Genomic DNA, 18,173 nt, shown 5'->3' with positions numbered 1-18,173 from the left:
GAGTGTGCCATCCGCCGCCGTCCGGCTCACGGGGAGAAGACCGCCCGGACGCAGCCGTCGGCACGCTCCCGGAACAGCGCGTACCCGTCCGCGGCGCGCTCCAGCGGCAACCGATGGGTGGCCAGGTGCTCGGTCCGCAGCTCGTCGCGGGCCATCCGGTCCAGCAGCATCGGGATCCAGCGCTGCCCGTGCTGCCGGGCGCTGCGGACGGTCAGCCCCTTCTGCATCACCGCGCCGAGCGGGAACGTGTCGACGCCCCCGGTCCAGGTGCCGAGCACCACCACCGTGCCCGCCTTGCGGCAGGCGTGCACCGCCTCGCGCAACGCCAGCGACCGCTCCGCGCCGCCACCGAGCCGGCCGGCGAGCAGCCCCGGCGGCTCGGCCGCCATGCCGACCGCCTCCACGCACACGTCCGGGCCCCGGCCGCCACTGCGTTCCCGCAGCTCGGCGAGGACGTCCACGAAGCGGTAGTTGAGCGGTTCCGCGCCGACGTGCTGCTCCACCATCCGCAGCCGGTCGTCGTGGTCGTCCACCACGACGACCCGGTCCGCGCCGCGCAGCAGCGCCGCCCCGGCGGTGAGCTGGCCGACCGCTCCCGCGCCCCACACCGCCACCACGTCACCCGGCCGCATCTCGCCCAGCTCGGCGCCCAGCCAGCCGGTCGGCGCGGCGTCCGAGGCGAAGACCGCTCGGTCGTCGCTGACCTCCTCCGGCACCGCGAACGCCCCGACGTCGGCGTACGGCACCCGCACGTACTCGGCGTGGCTGCCGGCGAAGCCACCCAGCGGGCCGGGGTGGCCGTAGCACCCGCCGGTGGGCTGGCCCCAGGCCGACTCGGCCGCCGACGCGCCGGTGGTGCCGTTGTCGCAGCAGGCGAAGAGCCCCTGCCGGCAGAACCAGCAGGCCCCGCAGGCGATCCCGGCGCACACCACCACCCGGTCGGCGACCCGGTGTCGGCGTACCTCCGGCCCGACCTCGACCACGTCGCCGAGGAACTCGTGCCCGAGCACGTCCCCGGCGGCCAGGTACGGGATCCGCCCGGCGAGCAGCGGCAGGTCCGCGCCGCAGGTCGCGCTCCGTCGTACCCGGACGATCATGTCGTGGGCGTTGCGCAGCTCCGGGTCGGGGACCTCGCGGACCGCCAGCGCGTTGGCGCCCTCCCAGCAGAGGGCCCTCACCCGGGCATCCCGGGGTGGTCCCAGCGCGCGCGGTCCGCCCGCAGCACCTCGCCGGTCTCCGCGAGCTGCTTGGCCTCCCGCAGGGCCTGCCGGATGAACCGGCCGGGATCGTCGCCGACCAGGTGGGCGACCATCCCGCGCAGGCCCGGCGCGTTGCCGAGCAGCCGGGCGGCGAGCTCGGTGCCGCGCCCGCCGGGCGCCGGGCGGGCGTACAGCTCCACGGTGCCGTAGAGCCGGCGCAGCGGCTCCGGCCACCGGCCCCGCGGCAGCACCTCCTCGGGCCGGCCGGCCACGGTCACCACCTGCCAGCGCCCGGGCCGCGGGTCGGTGCCGGCCGCCTGCGGCCAGCGCTCCCGCCGGCGTACGACCAGCGTGCGCGCGGCCCTCGCCACCTTGCTCCCGCCACCGGCCAGCCGTCCCATCCGTGCCACGGGCCCCTCCCGTCGTCGCGGGTCGTCGGGCGGCCGGTCACGCGCGGCCGGCCGCCCGCGTGTCTCCAGGGTGCGGCCGGGGCGGGTGAAGCGGGTTCGCCCCGAAGGGGTGAACCGGTCCGGGCCGGGTAACCGCTGCCCGCACCGACGGGGGAGCGGACGCGACGGGGGAGGGGCCGCATGCCGGAGGAGGCTGACCACGTCGAGGTCGCCGAGACGCCGGGGGACGTCACGGTGCCGGCGGGCCCGGCGCCGTCCGGGAGCGCCGGACCGGTGACCGGCGCGGACCAGGATGCCCTCCCGCCGCTGCTGGCCTCCCGGCTCGCCCCGGCCGCCCTGCCCGAGCCGGTGCTGGTCCGGCCCCGGTTGCTGGCCCGGCTGGCGCAGGGGGTCGCGGCGCCGGTCACCCTGGTCTCCGGGCCGGCCGGCTGGGGCAAGACCACCCTGCTCGCCTCGTGGGCGCGGGCGGTCGGCGACGAGCCGCCGACGGCCTGGGTGACCGTGGAGGAGGGCGACACCGGGACGCGGCTCTGGTCATACCTGGCGGCCGCGTTGCGGGCCGCCGCGGAGGGCGTCCCGGACGAGGGTCCACAGCCGCCGGTGCCGGACCGTCCGCCCCGCCCGGACCAGCTCGAACTGCTCGCCGCGGCGCTCGCCGCCCGGGAACGCCCGGTGCGGCTGGTCCTGGACGATCTGCACCGGATCACCGACCCCGGCGCATTGACCGGGCTGGAGTTCCTGCTGCGGCACGCCGAGGGGCGGCTGCGGCTGGTGGTCGGCGCGCGGTTCGACCCGCCGCTGGCCCTGCACCGGTGGCGGTTGGCCGGGGAGCTGACCGAGGTCGGCCCGGACGAGCTGGCCTTCACCGCCGAGGAGGTGGCCGACCTGCTGGTCGCGCACGGGGTGCCGCTGCCCGCCGCGGCGGTGCCCCGGCTCCACGAGCGGACCGGTGGCTGGCCGGCCGGGCTGCGCTTCGCCGCGCTCGCGCTGCGCGCCCAGGCCGATCCGGCCCGGGCGGTCGAGCGGTTCACCGGTGACCAGCCGGACGTCGCCGGGTACCTGCGCGACGAGGTGCTCGCCCCGCTGCGCCCGGACGCCAGGGACGTGCTGCGGCGCACTGCGATCGCCACCGCCGTGTGCGCCGATCTGGCCGAGGCGGTGACCGGGCGGAGCGACGCCGGGCAGGTGCTCGCCGACCTGTCCCGGGCGGGCGGCTTCGTCGAGCACGACGGGGGTAGCCCACCCTGGTACCGGTGCCATCCACTGCTGGCCGACCTGCTCCGCGACGAGCTGGGCCGGCTCCCCGCGGAGGAGCTGCGGGACCTGCACCTGCGCGCCGCCGGCTGGTACGGGGACCACGACCGGCCGGCCGAGGCGCTGCGGCACGCGCTGGCCGCGGGCGAGTGGAACCGGGCCACCGAGCTGCTGATCGCCCGGTGGCCGGAGCTGGCCCCGTACGACCGGGACCGGCCGGCCGCCCCGGCGCCGCCCGAGCCGCCCGCCGAGGCGGTACGCCGGGACCCGGAGCTGGCGCTGGCCTGCGCCGCCGAGCGGGCGTACGACGGTGACGTCGACGCGGCGGCCGGGTACCTGCGGCGCGCCGTGGACCAGGCGGGTGCGCTGCCCGAACCGCGCCGGGACCGGTTCCGGCGGCTGGCCACCGCACTGGAGCTGACCCTGGCCCGGCTCGCCGGTGACCACGCCGAGGTACGCCGGGCCGCCGCCCGGCTGCTCGCCACCCGTACCGCCGTCGGCCCCGGGGACGACCCGCGGGCCGGGGCCGGCGAGGACGCCGACGCCGGGGCGGTGGCCGGCACCGCACTCGGGCTGGTGGGGCTGGCCCAGGGGGAGTTGCCGGTCGCCGCCGAGCGGTTCACCGCGGCGCTGGACGCGGCCCGGCGGGCGGGACGGCCGCGTACGGAGCTGGTCTGCGCCAGCCGGTCCGCGCTGCTGACGGCGGCCCGGGGCGGGTTGCGGGCAGCCGAACGGACCGCGCGGGAGGCGCTGGCGATGCCGCCCTGCCAGGGCTGGTCGTGCCGGCTGGACTGCGGGCACGCGTACCTCGCGCTGGCCCTGGTGGCGTGGCACCGCGACGAACCGGCGGAGGCGGCGGCGAACCTGACGCTCGCGGGACCGGCCACCACGGCGCCGGGCGCGGCCGCGCTGGCCACGCTCTGTCGGGCCGAGCTGCTGGCCGCGGACGGCGAGCCGGCCGCCGCCCTGCGGATCCTCGCCGCGGCCCGGGAGCTGTCGCCCGGCCGGGAGTTGACCGCCGCGCTGACCGCCGCCGAGGCGCAGCTCCGCGCCGCCGTCGGCGACGTGGACAGCGCCCGCGCCCTGCTCACCGACGCGCTGCGGGCTGCCATCGAGGCGGGGTCCGCCGGCGCGCCGCCGTCGGAGCGGGCGGACGACGCGGCCGGGTCCGGCGGGGAGGTGGCGGCGGTGGGGGTGGCACTGGCCCGGGTGGAGCTGCGGGCGGGGGACCGGCGGGCGGCTGGGCGGGCGCTGCCCGACTGGTCCGGGCCGGGGGCGGAGTCGTGGCCGCTGCCGGTCCGGCTCGCCGCCGGCGTGCTCGACGCGGTCCTGGCCCACGACAGCGGCGACGACCGGCGGGCCGGGCGGGTCCTGGAGCAGGTGCTCGACCTGGCCGAGCCGGACGGCTACCGGCGGGTCTTCACGCGCGCCGAGCCGGGCGTACGCGACCTGCTCGCCGCCCACCTGGACTCGGGCACGGCGCACTGGGCGACGGTGAGCGACCTGGTACGCGGGGCGGACGAGCGGCGCTCCGTCGAGCCGCCGGACCGTCCGAGTGGGCCGGCGCGCGCGCTGGACGAGCCGCTCACCGAGCGCGAGCTGACCATCCTGCGCTACCTGCAGAGCATCCTGTCCAACGTGGAGATCGCCAGCGAGCTGTCGCTGTCGGTCAACACGGTGAAGACTCACGTCCGCAACATCTACCGCAAGCTCGACGCGACCCGTCGCCGCGAGGCCGTCCGCCGGGCCCGCGAACTCCGCTTGATCTGACGCGCCCTCGTGCCCGGAGAGAGTGCCCATCCGGCCGGGGATGGGCACTCGCTTCGTGAATCCCGTCGCTCGGGCGTCAGGGGGTGGCGGCGGCGTCGACCGCGGCCAGCAACTCGGCGACGTCGTAGCCGCCCTCGTGGCGGACGTGGTTGACGAAGAGCGTCGGGGTGCCGGTCACCCCGCTGCGGATGCCGCCGACGAAGTCCCGCCGGACCCGGTCGGCGTGGGCGTGCCCGCCCACCTCCGTGTCCACGTCGTCGGGCGGCAGCCCGAGCTGCTCGACGCCGAGCGACAGGTGCACCGGGTCGAGTTGGTCCTGGTGCTGGTAGAGCCAGTCGTGCATCTCCCAGAACCGCCCCCGCCGGCCGGCGGCCTCGGCCGCCTCCGCCGCGCTCTCGGCGTACGGATGGACGTTGGTGATGGGGAAGTGCCGGTAGACCAGCCGGACGGTGTCGCCGCGCTGGCGCAGCACCTCGGCCAGGTTCGCGTACGCGGCCCCGCAGAACCGGCACTGGTAGTCGCCGTACTCGACGATGGTGACCGTCGCGTCGGCCGGCCCCCGGGCGTGGTCCGTCTCGGTCACCGGGAGGCGCAACCGGGCGCTGGTGACCTGCAGTGGCGTCGTCATCGATCCACCTCCGGCCGCCGCAGGATCCGCCCGGCCGGGATCGCCGGCCGGGGGTACCCGGACGCGCCGCGCCCGGGCGTGATCAACCCGTTCGGATCAGTCATGGTTCCCAGCCTCGTCCGCGACGGGGTGAGCCGGGCTCACCCGGCCCGGGTCATTCGCCTCACGGCGATACGGCCACGTGGTTGTGCACCTCCCGGATGCCCGGGGCCGACCAGACGACCCGCTCGATCTCCTCGCGTTCCGGGATCGAACGGACCAGGCCCTCCAGGACCGCCTCGTCGCCGCCGTGGATCCGGACGCTGATCCCCTCCACCTCGGTGGCGCCGTTGCGGGCGAGCGCGTCCACGATCCGCTCGGCCAGGTCCCGCGCGTCGGTGCGGGTGCCGGGCCGGACCGTGATGCCGTTGCTCACCCCGCGTACGCCGGTGAGCCGGCCGACCGCCCGCTCGGCGGCCCGGCGCTGGTACTCCCACTCGACCTGGCCGTGCAGGGTGACCCAGCCGTCGGTGACCGTCACGTCCAGCGTCTCGACCGGCACGAACGCGTCCCACTCCAGGGCCCGGGTGGCGGCGGTGGCGATCTCCGGGTCGCTCTTCTCGGCGGAGGTGGCGATCCGCACGGCGAGGTCGTTGGCGACGGCCCGTACCCGGAGCACCCGGTGCGCGGCCCGCTCGGCGGCCCACTTCTTGGCGTAGCTGTCCACCCAGCCGGTCAACGTCACCACCCCCTCGGTGACGGTCACCCCGATCTCGTTGGGGCGTACCCGGGGCTCCCAGGTCAGCTCGTCGAGGACGTCGGACTGGATGTCCTGGTCGGTCCGCATGATCGTCCCTGCGGCCATCGGTGCTCTCCCTCCCGGATCGGTTCGCGGCGCGGCGGTGCCCGGCACGGATCCGCGCCGGCTCCGATCGTGGCCGCTCCCCGGGTGACCTGCCCTCACCCGCACCGAATGAGCCGAGTTTGCTTGGGAGCGCTTCCAAGCCTGGCGGGGCAACGGTTAGGGTGAGTGTCCCTCGGCTGCGGGAGCCAGCACGCCGACGGGGAGCCCGGGCAGCTCCCCGACCCGACGTCGGCCTGGTCGTCCGTCGACCGCCGGCACCCCGCAGGCAACCGAGAGGAACCGCCCATGCGCAGAAGTCTCGCCGGCGTGGCCGCCGCCGCGCTGGCCGCCACCGCGGCGGCCGTCGCCGTGCAGTTCACCGCCGCACCCGCCGCACCGGCCGCCGCCGCGGCGGCCGAGCCGTACAGCTGGAAGAACGTCCGGATCGACGGCGGCGGCTTCGTCCCCGGCATCATCTTCAACCCGACCGAGAAGAACCTGATCTACGCGCGCACCGACATCGGCGGGGCGTACCGCTGGGAGCAGTCCACCCAGTCCTGGACGCCGCTGCTGGACTGGGTGGGCGCCGACAAGTGGGGCTGGAACGGCGTGGTCAGCCTCGCCACCGACCCGGTGCAGACCAACCGGGTGTACGCCGCGGTCGGCATGTACACCAACAACTGGGACCCGAACAACGGGGCGATCCTGCGCTCGACCGACAAGGGTCGCACCTGGCAGGCCACCTCGTTGCCGTTCAAGAACGGCGGCAACATGCCCGGCCGGGGCATGGGCGAGCGGCTGGCCGTGGACCCGAACCGGAACAGCGTCCTCTACTACGGCGCCGAGGGCGGCAACGGGCTGTGGCGCAGCACCGACTACGGGGTGACCTGGGCCAAGGTCGCCAACTTCCCGAACGTCGGCAACTACCGCGCCGATCCGAACGACAGCAGCGGCTACAACTCGCAGAACCAGGGCCTGACCTGGGTCACCTTCGACAAGAGCACCGGCATGGCCGGTAACGCCACGCAGACCGTCTACGTCGGTGTGGCGGACAAGGAGAACCCGGTCTACCGGAGCACCAACGGCGGCGCCACCTGGGAGCGGCTCCCCGGCCAGCCCACCGGTTACCTGGCCCACAAGGGCGTGGTGGACCCCGTCGGCGGCTACCTGTACCTCGCCACCAGCGACACCGGCGGCCCGTACGACGGCGGCAAGGGCGACGTGTGGAAGTTCAGCCGGGCCACCGGCGCGTGGACCCGGATCAGTCCCATCCCGTCGACCAGCAGCGACGCGTACTTCGGCTACTCCGGCCTGACCATCGACCGGCAGCGGCCGAACACCGTGATGGTGGCCACCCAGGTCTCCTGGTGGCCGGACGCGATCTTCTGGCGCAGCACCGACGGCGGCGCGACCTGGGCCCGGATCTGGGACTGGGGCAGCTACCCGAACAAGATCAAGAAGTACGCGATGGACATCAGTTCAGTACCCTGGCTGACCTTCGGCAGCAACCCGTCGCCGCCCGAGGAGACACCGAAGCTGGGCTGGATGAACGAGTCGCTGGAGATCGACCCGTTCGACAGCAACCGGATGATGTACGGCACGGGTGCCACCATCTACGGCACCACCGACCTCACCCGCTGGGACGTCGGCGGTCAGCTCACCATCCGGCCGATGGTCAAGGGGCTGGAGGAGACCGCGGTGCTCGACCTGGTCAGCCCGCCGTCGGGCGCGCCGCTGGTCAGCGGGCTCGGCGACATCGGCGGCTTCCGCCACACCGACCTGGACGCGGTGCCGTCGACGATGTTCACCCAGCCGGTCTTCACCAGCACGACCAGCCTCGACTACGCCGAGACCAGGCCGTCCGTGCTGGTCCGGAGCGGCAACTTCACGGACGCCGAGCGCCCCAACGACAGCCACGTCGCCTTCTCCACCGACGGCGGGGCGAACTGGTTCCAGGGCACCGAGCCGGGTGGGATCAACAGCGGCGGCACGGTGGCCGCGTCCGCCGACGGCAGCCAGTTCGTCTGGGCCCCGGGCGACGCCGGCCAGCAGGTGGTCCGCTCGGTCGGCTTCGGCAATTCGTGGATCGCCGCGACGGGCATTCCGGCCAACGCCACCGTCGAATCCGACCGGGTCAACCCCAACCGGTTCTACGGTTTCAGCGGCGGCCGGTTCTATGTCAGCACCAACGGCGGGGCCAGCTTCACCGCCACCGCCGCCGCCGGCCTGCCGAGCAGCGGGGTCAAGTTCAAGGCCCTGCCCGGCAGGGAGGGCGACGTCTGGCTGGCCGGCGACGGCGGACTGTGGCACTCCACCGACTCCGGCGCGAGCTTCACCAAGCTGACCAACGTCAGCTCGGCGGTGAACGTGGGCTTCGGCAAGGCGGCCCCCGGGCAGGGCTACCCGGCGCTGTTCACCATCGGCACCGTCGACGGGACGCCCGGGGTCTACCGCTCGGACAACGTCGGCGCCGGCTGGGTGCGGATCAACGACGACCAGCACCAGTACGGCAACGCCGGCGAGGCGCTGACCGGCGACCCGCGGGTCTACGGCCGGGTCTACCTCGGCACCAACGGCCGGGGCATCCTGGTGGCGGACCGGCTCGGCGGCACCCCCGGCCCGACGCCGACCACGCCCACCCCGACGCCCACGTCACCCAGCCCGACGCCCACGTCACCCAGCCCGACGCCGACCTCGCCGAGCCCGACCCCGACCAGTCCGGCGCCGACCACGCCGAACCCGGCCGGCGGCTGCACGGCGACGTACCGGGTGACCAACTCGTGGGCGGGCGGCTTCCAGGGTGAGGTGACGGTCCGCAACAACGGCTCGCCGACCAGCGCCTGGTCGGTGGCCTGGAACTACGCCGGCGGGCAGCGGATCACCCAGCTGTGGGGCGGGACGTATACCCAGAACGGCACCCTCGTGGTGGTCGGGGACGCCGGCTACAACGGCGCCCTCGGCACCGGGGCCAGCACCACCTTCGGGTTCCTCGCCAGCTGGACCGGCACCAACCCGGTGCCGGCGCTGACCTGCACCGCGATCGTCGCCCGCTGACCGGGCCGCGCGGTGGCCGTCCCGTCCGCGGGGCGGCCACCGCCGCATCCGGGCCCGCGCCGTGGTCGATCTTGCTGAGTAGGCTCGACCCCTCGGACCCGTGACGAGAGGGGTACGCCCGATGCACCCGATCAGGACCGCCTACCTGACCGCCGCCCGCTCGGCCGCGGCGCTGCTCGCCGACCCGGCCGTGGCGAAGCAGTGGGACGCCCCGAGCGCGCTGGCCGAGTTCCGGATCGGCGGACTCGCCGGCCACCTCGCCTTCCAGATCCTGGCCGTGCCCACGGTGCTGGCGGAGCCGGTGCCGCCGGGCGAGCCGATCGGCCTGCTCGACCACTACGCCCGAGGCACCTGGATCGGCGCGTCGGTCGACGACGAGGTGAACGTGGGCATCCGCCGGTCCGGGGAACGGATCGCCGCGGACGGCCCCGAGGCGCTGCTGGCTGCCGTCGGCGCCGCGGTCGACGAGTTGGCCGTCGCGCTGCCCGCCGAGCCGGACGGGCGGGTGGTGCACCTGGCCCGGGGGCCCTGGTCGCTGGCGCTGGACGACTATCTCACCACCCGGCTGATGGAGCTGGCGGTGCACTCCGACGACCTCGCGTTCAGCCTGGGCGTACCCACCCCGGAGCTGCCGGCCGACGTGCTGGACCCGGTGCTCGCCCTGCTCGCCCGCCTCGCCGTACGCCGGCACGGCCAGCCGGCCGTGCTGCGGGCACTCAGCCGGGCCGAACGGGCGCCGGCGAGCGTCACCGCGTTCTGACGCGCCGACGGCGGTGCCCCGAACTCGGGACACCGCCGTCGTGGCGTGCGGGTCAGCGGTCCAGGCCGGCCGCCGAGTCCGGCCGGTCCACGTCCACGAACTCGATCTCGCCGAGTTCCCGGGCTCGGCTGCCGGCCGCCCGGGCGAAGGTGCCGGCCGCCCAGCCGACCGCAGCGCCGGCCAGCGCGGCGCTGATCAGCAGCGCCCAGGGCAGCGCCGGCCGCCGGCCGGCGAGCGCGTCGAAGGCCAGGGTGGCCCGGCGGCGGGCCTCCTCGGCAGCCGAGCCGACCAGGTCGCTGGCGTCGTCGGCGAGGCCGGAGCCGTTGCGGCGGGCGGACCGCGCGGCGCCCCGGACACTGTCGCCGGCGGCGTCGACAGCGGAGAACAACTGCTGCCACGCGTGGTCCGCGATCCGCTCGGGCTTGCTGCGACGGTCCAGCAGGGTGGATCCGAACATGGTTACCTCCTCGGGGTGCCGAAGGCCGACGGCCACTTCGGACTCCGGCGACGATCGGGCGCGGGACGGTCCGCCCATCCCGGCCAGTGCCCGCAGCGGACTCGGCGCAAACCACCCCGGCGCGCCCCGTCGCGGCCGACTGGGGCAGGATGGGACAGACCACCCGAACGCGCCGAGGGCCGGGTGCGGGCCCGGCGAGCGGGGGGCGGCTACCCTGGGTCGGCGGATCGGCGACCCTCGTCGGTCGTTGAATAGTGAGAGCCTGTCGTAGCCGAAATAGGAACTGGAAGGTCCGGATTGGGATGCCCAGGTGTGCCCAGTCCGCGAATTGCTCATCCCGAGGGGTGGCGACCGAGGCCGTCGGAGGAATACTCTCGGTCGCGGCCCGCGTACTGATGAGGCGCCCGTACGGGCGAGTGGAGGTGTTCGCGTGAGCCTGTCGATCGTGAAGTCTGTTCAGCCGGGTGGTGTCGTCCAGATCGCCCCGCGGGGCGAGATCGACGTCGACACCGCGTACGAGGTGCGGGAAGCGATCGCCGAGGTGCTTGCGAAGGGCCGGCCCGCCCGCATCGAGCTGAACATGCGCCTGGTCACCTTCATCGACTCGGTCGGCATCAGCGCCATGGTCGCCGGCTTCCAGACCGCCGAGGTGAGCGGTGTCAAGCTGGTGGTCACCGAGCCGAGCCGGTTCGTGCACCGGCAGCTCTGGGTCACCGGCCTGCTCGGCCTCTTCGGCGCTCCCGAGCCGTACTTCGCCGACACCCCCACGCCCGAGGTGCTCCCCGGCGCCTGAGCCCTGCCAGGCGGACCGCCCGGACCGGGTCTTCCGACCGTTGCCAGCCGGCCCCCGGTACGGGACGATCGTGCCCACCGGCGACGGCTAGGGGAGTACGGCTTGCTCAGCAGCGACAGTTTCAGCTACACCGTGCAGGCTCGGTGCGCACGGGCGGAGGCGGTCGCCCTGCTCAGCGACCTGACCCGCCAGGGCGAGCTGCATCCGCTGATCGTCCGGGTCCGCCAGCTCCCGCCCCGGCCCGGCGCCCTGGCCAGCTACGCGATCACCGACCGGCTGGCGCTCGGGCCGCTGCACTTCCCGGTCACCTACCAGGCGGACGTGCTGGTCGCCAACGAGGACGAGGTGGTGACCGTGGCCCGGCAGCAGCCGGCCACCACCGTCCGCAACCACACCCGGCTGCGGGACGAGCCCGGCGGCGTGGTGCGGATCGACGTCGAGATCACCCTCTCCGCCCCGGCGCCGCTGTTCGGGTACGCCTTCCGGCAGGCCCGGGCGGCCCATCTCGGCCTGGCCAGCCGGCTCGGCGCGACCCTCGAGGGGCACGCCGACTGAGCCGGTGCGGCGACCCTACCGGCTAGGCCCGCCGCCCGGCGGTTTGCGGCAACTCCGGCTCGGCTGGCGGCCATGATTCGGCCTCCGCGCCGCCAGGCGGCGCTCCGGGCCGAATGAAGGCCGGTCTGACCCCGCGCCGCGACCGGAAGCCGTCGCTGGAGCCGTCGGCCGGCCGCCGGGTCGCCGACGTGGCGCGGCGCAGCCGTCCCCACGGCTTGTAGGTGGACAGCACGGTCATCAGGATCAGCAGGCTGCTGGAGACCGCCGGCGGGATGACCAGGTCCAGCCGGTCCCGGGTGGCGAGCTCGGGCCCCAGCTCGGCGAGCCCGCGCACGGTCGGGGTGAGCAGCAGCAGGACCAGGCCGAGCATCCCGGTGGTGATCGCGAACTTCACCAGCACCCAGCGCCAGCGCAGCAGGCCCCACGGGGTGAGCAGCGCGCTCGCCAGCCCGACCAGCCAGACCGCCACGCTCAGCGGCGCGAAGAGGTATGTGACCAGCAGCCCGGCGGCCGGATAGACCACCTCCGGGTCGGCGCCGCGCAGCCCGGCGATGCCGAGGGTGACCAGCACCAGGTCGGCGCCGAGCCAGCCCAGCGAGGTGACCAGGTGCAGGGTGAGCAGTGCCTTGCGCGTGGTGGGCGAGAGTCGGCTCATGCCCTCGATGCTCGGCCGTCGCCGGCCCGGCGTCGTGGGCCGCGCGACGACATCCGGCGTACGTCGGTGGGCGTACGGTGGCCCGCCGGGCGGCGGGCCACCGCGGGCTCAGTACACCGACAGGTGCACGTGGTTGGTGTGGTCGCTGGACGGGTCGCCGTTGCCCCCGCTGTACGCCTTCCACCCGCTGCTGGGCAGCCAGATCTGCTTGTACCAGATCACGTAGAGCACGGCGAGCGGGTCGGCATTGCGGATGAAGTACGCGGCCAGGTTGTTGCCGTACGTCTTGTCGCCGCCGGTGGCCACCCCGCCGAAGCCGTTCTTCTGGGCGGCGAAGTCGCAGGCCCGGCCCTTGGGATGCTCACCCGAGCCGCTGGGCCGGTAGCAGGAGACGTACCGGGTGAACCCGGCCGCCTTGGCCTGCTGGAGCGCGTGCAGCGTGCGCGGGGTGATGCAGCCGTCGGCGGGCGTCGGGTCGTTGACGCTGCACGACTCCGCGGGCCAGGAACCGTCGGCGTTGCGCTTCGCGGGGGTGGCGTTGGCCCGGGACGTGCCCTGCACGCTGCCGCCGGCGGTGCCGGTGGTTCGGTTGTTCGCCACCTCCAGCGCGCGTTCCGCCTGTGCCTTGCGCTTGGCCATGATCGCGACCTGCTTGCGATGTTCCCGGATCTCGCCGTTGAGCGCGTTCTGGGTGCGGGTGGCCTGGTCCCGGGTGTCGATCAGGTCGCGCAGGGCCCGGTCCTCGTGTGCGGCGACCTGCTGCAGGGTGAGCGCCCGGTCCATGAAGCCCTCCGGGTTGCTGCTGCCGAGCAGCGCCGCGGCGGTGCCGAGCCGCCCGGTCCGGTAGGCCAACCCGGCGAGCTCACCGACCTTGGCGTCGCGTACACCCAGCTCGCTGTTGATCGTCTTGAGCTGGGCGGTGAGCTGCTGCTGCCGGCTCACCGACCGGTTCAACGCGGTCCGCGCCTCCAGCCAGCCCTTGCTGGCCGCGTCGAGCTGCGCGCGCAGCGCCGGTGTGCCGCCCTCGTCGTCGCCGGGTGCGGCGGCGAGCAGGCCGGTCGGGGGAGCCGCCGAGGCGGGGGAGACCGGCGTGGCCGCGACGCCGAGGGCGAGCGCCGCGACGAGCAGGGCCGCCAACCGGGCGGCCGTCCTTCGTACAGGTGCCACTGGTGGCATTCACGTGTCCTTCCGTCAACCGCCGACCGGGTTAGCTGACGGGTTCGGGACGGAAGATCCCTACCGCTGACGCGGATGCACCCCAGGTACGTGGTTCCCCGGCTCGCCGTGCTGTGGCGATTAGGCGACGGCCACCGCGGACGCTGCTGGGCGTCGCCCGGCGGAAGCCGCGACCGAGCCTACCGGCGCTGTTCCGGCCCGTCGCCGTAGGCGGCGAACGGGAATCGGGCATAAGCCGGCACTAGTGCACAATAGCCACTTGGAATTAAGGTTGTCCTCAATTACCACTCGACGGATCCGCACGCGCCGGGTGACGCCCCGGGTTCGATCTGCAACGTGGCGTGATCGATCCGGAAGTCATCGTGCAGCGCGGCCCGCGCGGCGGCGAGCACCTCGCCCACCTCGGCGTCGGGGGTGGTGGTCAGGTGCGCCGAGGCCACGTCCATGCCGGAGGTGAGCGTCCAGACGTGCAGGTCGTGCACCTCGGCGACGCCGGGCACCGCGGCCAGCCGGTCGTGCACGGCGGTCACCTGCAGGTGTTCCGGGGCGGCCTGCACCAGGATGCGGACCGCGGCCCGGCCGAGCCGCCAGGTGCGCGGCAGGATGAACAGCCCGATCGCGACGGCCACCAGCGGGTCCGCCCACCACCACTCGGTGAACGTGATGACCAGGGCGGCGCCGATCACGCCGAGCGAGCCGAGCAGGTCGCCGAGCACCTCCAGGTAGGCCCCGCGCAGGTTGATGCTCTCCTGCGCCCCGCTGCGCAGCAGCCCGAACGCGACCAGGTTGGCGAGCAGGCCGAGCACCGCCACGGCGAGCATCGGCCCGGCGAGGACCTCCGGTGGCTCGCCGAACCGGCGGACGGCCTCGACGAGCACGTACGCGGCGACCGCGCCGAGCAGCACCGCGTTGGCGAGGGCGGCCAGCACCTCCAGCCGGTAGAGCCCGAAGGTGCGCTGCGGATCGGTCTCGGCGCGCCGGGTGGCGGTGATCGCGGCCAGCGCCATGCCGATGCCGAGGACGTCGGTGAACATGTGCCCGGCGTCGGAGAGCAGGGCCAGCGAGCCGGTCGCGAAGGCGGTCGCCGCCTCGACCACCATCAGGGCGCTGAGCAGCCCGAAGGCGGCCCAGAGCCGGCCCCGGTGGCGGTGCGCGGCGTTGGCGACCGTGCCGCTGTGGTCATGACCTGCGCCCACGCCCACACCCTTCCGTTCCGCACCCCGGCCCGACCCAATCTATGCTCACATCGCTATATGTGCGAGTGAATGGGGGTCGCCGGAGCCGCCGTCAGCCCACCGGGTCGAGGGTGGTGAGGCGCTGGGTGGCCCGGGAGAGCGCCACGTAGAGCGTGCGGACGCCGGACCCCGGATCGGCCCGGATCTCGCTCGGGGCCACCAGCACCACGCCGTCGTACTCCATGCCCTTGGCCTGGAGGCTGGTCACCACCTGCAGCCGGCCGCCGCCCAGCTCGCCCAGCCAGCCGGCGACCTCGTCCCGGCGCGGCACCGGCGTGATCACGCCGACCGTCCCCTCCACCTCGGCCAGCAGGGCGCGCGCCGCCGCCACGGTGGCCGGCGCCAGCTCGGCGGGGGGCACCGCCAGCTCGACCGGCTCGACGCCGGTGGAGCGGACCGCGGTGGGCAGCGGCAGGTCCGGGTAGAGCCGGCGGATCTCCGCGGCCGCCACTGCGAAGATCTCCGCCGAGTTGCGGTAGTTGGTGGTCAGCTCGTACCGGTACCGGCGGCGCCGCCCCAGCGCCTGGTCCCGGGCCCGGGTCAGCTCCTCCGGGTCGCCGGTCCAGGCGGTCTGCGCCGGGTCACCCACCACCGTCCACGAGGCCAGCCGGCCCCGCCGGCCGATCATCCGCCACTGCATCGGGGAGACGTCCTGCGCCTCGTCGACCACCACGTGGGCGTAGTCGCGGTAGTCCTCCGGGCGCTCGCGCGCCGCGGCCCGGGCCGCCCGCTGCCGGTCGGCGAACGTGCTCAGCTCCCGGACGCCCCCGGCGAGCTGGAACGGGTCGCGCTTCGGCTTCGCCCGCTGCACCGGCTTGCCGAGCAGCGCGTCCAGCTCGTCCAGCAGGGCGATGTCGGCGATGGTCAGCCCGGCCCGGTCCAGCGTCCGGTACGCCTCGGTGAGCAGCCGGATCTCGGCGCCGGACAGGACACCGCCCGCGTACCGGCGCAGCCGCTCCGGGCGGGCCAGCCAGCCGAGCACGTGCCGGGGGTGCAACCGGGGCCACCAGGCCTTCAGGAACTCGCGGAACTCCGGCCGGTCGATGATCTCGTCCTCGAACGCGGGCTGCTCCGGCAGCCGGCCGATCCGCAGCCGGCGGGCCTGCGCGTACAGGGCGGCGAGGACGCCGTCGAACCCGGCCCGGCGCACCTCGTTGCGGCGCGCGCCACGGGGCAGCACCTTGTTCCGGATCGCGTCCAGCTGGTCCCTGGTCAGGCGGAGCAGCTCGCCCTGGTAGAGCAGGCGCAGCTCGGTGGGGGAGTCCGGCACCGCGTCCCGGACCGCGCGTTCCAGCACCCGGCGCATCCGCAGCGACCCCTTCACCGCGGCCACCTCGGGCGGATCGGTACGGGTCGCCGACATGCCGGGGAAGAGCGAGCCGAGCGAGTGCAGGGTGGCGGTCTCCTCGCCGAGCGAGGGCAGCACCGAGGCGATGTACTCGACGAACACGCTGGACGGGCCGACCACCAGGATCCCGCCGCCGGCGTACCGGGCCCGGTCGGAGTAGAGCAGGTACGCCGCACGGTGCAGCGCCACCGCCGTCTTCCCGGTGCCCGGGCCGCCGGAGACGAGCGTGACGCCCGAGCCGGGGGAGCGGATCGCCTCGTCCTGCTCGCGCTGGATGGTGGCGACGATGTCCCGCATGCCCCGTCCGGTGGCCCGGGACAGGGTGGCCAGCAGCGCGCCGTCGCCGACCACCGCCAGGTCCGGCGGCGCCGACTCCGGGTCCAGCAGGTCGTCCTCGATCCGGGTGACCTGCTCCGCCGACGACTGGATGGTGCGCCGGCGGACCACGCCCATCGGCTCGGCCGGGGTGGCCTGGTAGAAGGCGGCGGCGGCCGGCGCCCGCCAGTCCACCACCAGCGTCTCGGCGTTCTTCCCGCGGATGCCCAGCCGTCCCACGTGCAGCACCTGCCCGGTACGCAGGTCCAGCCGGCCGAAGACCAGCCCCTCGTGCTCGGCGTCCAGCACGTACCGGCGCTGGGCGGCGTGGAAGACCATCGCGTCCCGCTCCACCAGCGCGCCGAAGTTGCCGACCCGGGCCAGCCGGTAGCCCTCCCGCTCGGCGTCGGCGGCCGACCGGCGCAGCTCCGCCAGCCGGGCGTACACCCGGTCGAGATGCCGCTGCTCCACGGCGATCTCCCGTTCCAGGGTCGTCTGGTCGCTCACGGCGGGGGCTCCTGTGGTCACGCGGCGGGTACGGCGGGCTGAATGAGGGTACGGGCCGCCCTCCCGGCCGTTGTCGCGGCCATGCCGGTGCCCGGCACCCGCGCGTGCCGGTTGCCCGTTATCTGGGCGTTCCCACCACGGGTCAGGCCGCTTCCCGGGCGCGGCCGGCACCGCCGGGCGCGACCGGCTCAGCGACCGGCTCAGCGACCGGCTCAGCGACCGGCTCGGCGGCCGGCGTGGCCGGCCGGGCCAGGGCCCGGTCGAGCACCGCCGCGAGGGCGGCGTTCACCTCGTCGGGCCGTTCCATCATCAGCATGTGGCCGGCGCCTGGGCACACCGTCAGCTCGGTGCTGGGCAGCGCGGCGGCGATCGACTCGGCACAGGGCGGCGGGGTGAGCCGGTCCCGGTCCCCGACCAGCGCGGCGGCCGGCACCCGGCCGAGCGCGGCCAGGGTGTCCAGCCGGTGCTGGGCACCGATCGAGGCGCGGAAGCCGCCGATCGAGCGGAGCGAGGCGTGCGCCACCGCCGAGGTGACCAGCCGGATGTCGGCCGGGTCGCAGCGGTCGCCGAACAGCATCCAGCGGATGCTCGGGCGCAATGCGCGGAGGAGGGCGTGCGGCGGACGCCAGGCGCCGCAGCGGGCGAGCATCCCGGCGCCGGTGGTCTCGGCGAGCCGGATCAACCGGGCGATGCGGGGCGAGAGCCCGTAGCCGGTGTGGGTGTGCCCCTCGGCGGTGGTCGACACGAAGACCAGCCCGGCGGTCCGGGCGGCGAAGTGCGCGGGATGGCGGTGGGCGTACTCCATCACCGTCATCCCGCCCAGCGAGTGCCCGACCAGGACGACCTTCCCGTGCGGGACGACCTCGTCCAGCACCGCGGCCAGGTCGTCGCCGAGCTGGGCCAGGGTGGCCGTACGCAGCGCCATGCAGCTCGACCGGCCGTGCCCGCGGGCGTCGTAGGTGACCACCCGCACCCGGTCGCCGTACCGCGCCCGCAGCGCGGCCAACTGCCGGTGCCAGCTGCGCCCGTCCAGCGTCCAGCCGTGCAGCAGGACCGCGGTGACCTCGGCGTCGACCGGCCCGGTCGCCGCCACGTGCAGCCGTACGCCGTCGGACAGCCGTACCTCCAGGTGCTCCGGCATGTCCACCTCCCCCGGGCCGACCGATGTTCACACACCGGCGTAACCCGGCGGTAACAACCGGCTACCCGCCATGACAGCACGCCAACCGCGTCG

At 75.0% G+C, this 18,173-nt stretch carries 15 protein-coding genes and 1 riboswitch; of the genes, 5 read left to right on the top strand and 10 right to left on the bottom strand.

Annotation, left to right across the window (positions count from 1 at the left end; translation table 11 throughout):
- Positions 1-26: 26 nt before the first annotated feature.
- A complete protein-coding gene (locus tag ACFYML_RS23915; protein WP_387422756.1) occupies positions 27-1,178 on the bottom strand; it encodes an alcohol dehydrogenase catalytic domain-containing protein in 1,152 nt (383 codons plus the stop codon).
- Positions 1,175-1,600, bottom strand: coding sequence for a hypothetical protein (locus ACFYML_RS23910; RefSeq protein WP_387422829.1), 426 nt, complete (start codon positions 1,598-1,600; stop codon positions 1,175-1,177). The genes ACFYML_RS23915 and ACFYML_RS23910 overlap by 4 nt, the downstream gene beginning before the upstream one ends.
- Before the next feature lie 189 nt (positions 1,601-1,789).
- On the opposite strand from ACFYML_RS23910, the gene ACFYML_RS23905 reads away from it, so the two are divergent.
- Positions 1,790-4,633, top strand: coding sequence for a LuxR C-terminal-related transcriptional regulator (locus ACFYML_RS23905; protein ID WP_387422755.1), 2,844 nt, complete (start codon positions 1,790-1,792; stop codon positions 4,631-4,633).
- A 76-nt stretch (positions 4,634-4,709) separates the two neighbouring features.
- Here ACFYML_RS23905 and ACFYML_RS23900 read toward each other — a convergent pair whose 3' ends face one another.
- Together ACFYML_RS23900 and ACFYML_RS23895 are read right to left on the bottom strand one after the other, a co-directional pair.
- Complete coding sequence (locus ACFYML_RS23900) at positions 4,710-5,261, bottom strand: DsbA family protein (RefSeq protein ID WP_387422754.1); 552 nt, start codon at positions 5,259-5,261, stop codon at positions 4,710-4,712.
- 163 nt (positions 5,262-5,424) lie between these two features.
- A complete protein-coding gene (locus ACFYML_RS23895; protein ID WP_387422751.1) occupies positions 5,425-6,105 on the bottom strand; it encodes a BON domain-containing protein in 681 nt (226 codons plus the stop codon).
- A gap of 285 nt (positions 6,106-6,390) precedes the next feature.
- Between ACFYML_RS23895 and ACFYML_RS23890 the strand changes: the two genes are divergently transcribed.
- A complete protein-coding gene (locus ACFYML_RS23890) occupies positions 6,391-9,138 on the top strand; it encodes a cellulose binding domain-containing protein (protein ID WP_387422750.1) in 2,748 nt (915 codons plus the stop codon).
- 121 nt (positions 9,139-9,259) lie between these two features.
- Entirely contained in the window at positions 9,260-9,898 is a 639-nt protein-coding gene (locus ACFYML_RS23885; protein ID WP_387422749.1) for a maleylpyruvate isomerase N-terminal domain-containing protein, read from the top strand.
- Positions 9,899-9,950: 52 nt separating this feature from the next.
- Here ACFYML_RS23885 and ACFYML_RS23880 read toward each other — a convergent pair whose 3' ends face one another.
- On the bottom strand, positions 9,951-10,355 hold the full coding sequence (locus ACFYML_RS23880; protein WP_387422748.1) for a hypothetical protein: 405 nt from the start codon (positions 10,353-10,355) through the stop codon (positions 9,951-9,953).
- A 430-nt stretch (positions 10,356-10,785) separates the two neighbouring features.
- Here ACFYML_RS23880 and ACFYML_RS23875 point away from each other — a divergent pair, with 430 nt between their 5' ends.
- Both ACFYML_RS23875 and ACFYML_RS23870 read left to right on the top strand, forming a co-directional pair.
- The gene (locus ACFYML_RS23875) at positions 10,786-11,148 is read left to right on the top strand and encodes an STAS domain-containing protein (protein WP_357434863.1); all 363 of its coding nucleotides are present in this window, start codon (positions 10,786-10,788) and stop codon (positions 11,146-11,148) included.
- A 102-nt stretch (positions 11,149-11,250) separates the two neighbouring features.
- Positions 11,251-11,703, top strand: coding sequence for an SRPBCC family protein (locus ACFYML_RS23870; protein ID WP_073835630.1), 453 nt, complete (start codon positions 11,251-11,253; stop codon positions 11,701-11,703).
- Positions 11,704-11,725: 22 nt separating this feature from the next.
- On the opposite strand, the gene ACFYML_RS23865 is transcribed toward ACFYML_RS23870, so the two are convergent.
- From ACFYML_RS23865 to ACFYML_RS23845, 5 genes are all read right to left on the bottom strand, one after another.
- Positions 11,726-12,358 carry a hypothetical protein gene (locus ACFYML_RS23865; RefSeq protein WP_387272463.1) on the bottom strand — a complete coding sequence of 211 codons (633 nt, stop codon included), beginning with the start codon at positions 12,356-12,358 and terminating at the stop codon, positions 11,726-11,728.
- 108 nt (positions 12,359-12,466) lie between these two features.
- Complete coding sequence (locus ACFYML_RS23860; RefSeq protein ID WP_387272462.1) at positions 12,467-13,534, bottom strand: coiled-coil domain-containing protein; 1,068 nt, start codon at positions 13,532-13,534, stop codon at positions 12,467-12,469.
- 4 nt (positions 13,535-13,538) lie between these two features.
- Positions 13,539-13,671, bottom strand: a riboswitch (cyclic di-AMP (ydaO/yuaA leader).
- A gap of 144 nt (positions 13,672-13,815) precedes the next feature.
- Positions 13,816-14,730, bottom strand: a complete 915-nt coding sequence (locus tag ACFYML_RS23855) for a cation diffusion facilitator family transporter (protein ID WP_387272460.1) — start codon at positions 14,728-14,730, stop codon at positions 13,816-13,818.
- A 91-nt stretch (positions 14,731-14,821) separates the two neighbouring features.
- Positions 14,822-16,939, bottom strand: a complete 2,118-nt coding sequence (locus ACFYML_RS23850; protein ID WP_387272458.1) for a HelD family protein — start codon at positions 16,937-16,939, stop codon at positions 14,822-14,824.
- Positions 16,940-17,081: 142 nt separating this feature from the next.
- On the bottom strand, positions 17,082-18,080 hold the full coding sequence (locus ACFYML_RS23845; protein WP_387422747.1) for an alpha/beta fold hydrolase: 999 nt from the start codon (positions 18,078-18,080) through the stop codon (positions 17,082-17,084).
- Between the last annotated feature and the right edge of the window lie 93 nt (positions 18,081-18,173).

The sequence above is a fragment of the Micromonospora sp. NPDC007230 genome, from assembly GCF_042869115.1.
Taxonomy (GTDB): Bacteria; Actinomycetota; Actinomycetes; order Mycobacteriales; family Micromonosporaceae; genus Micromonospora.
This window is presented reverse-complemented; position numbering and strand designations above follow the sequence as displayed.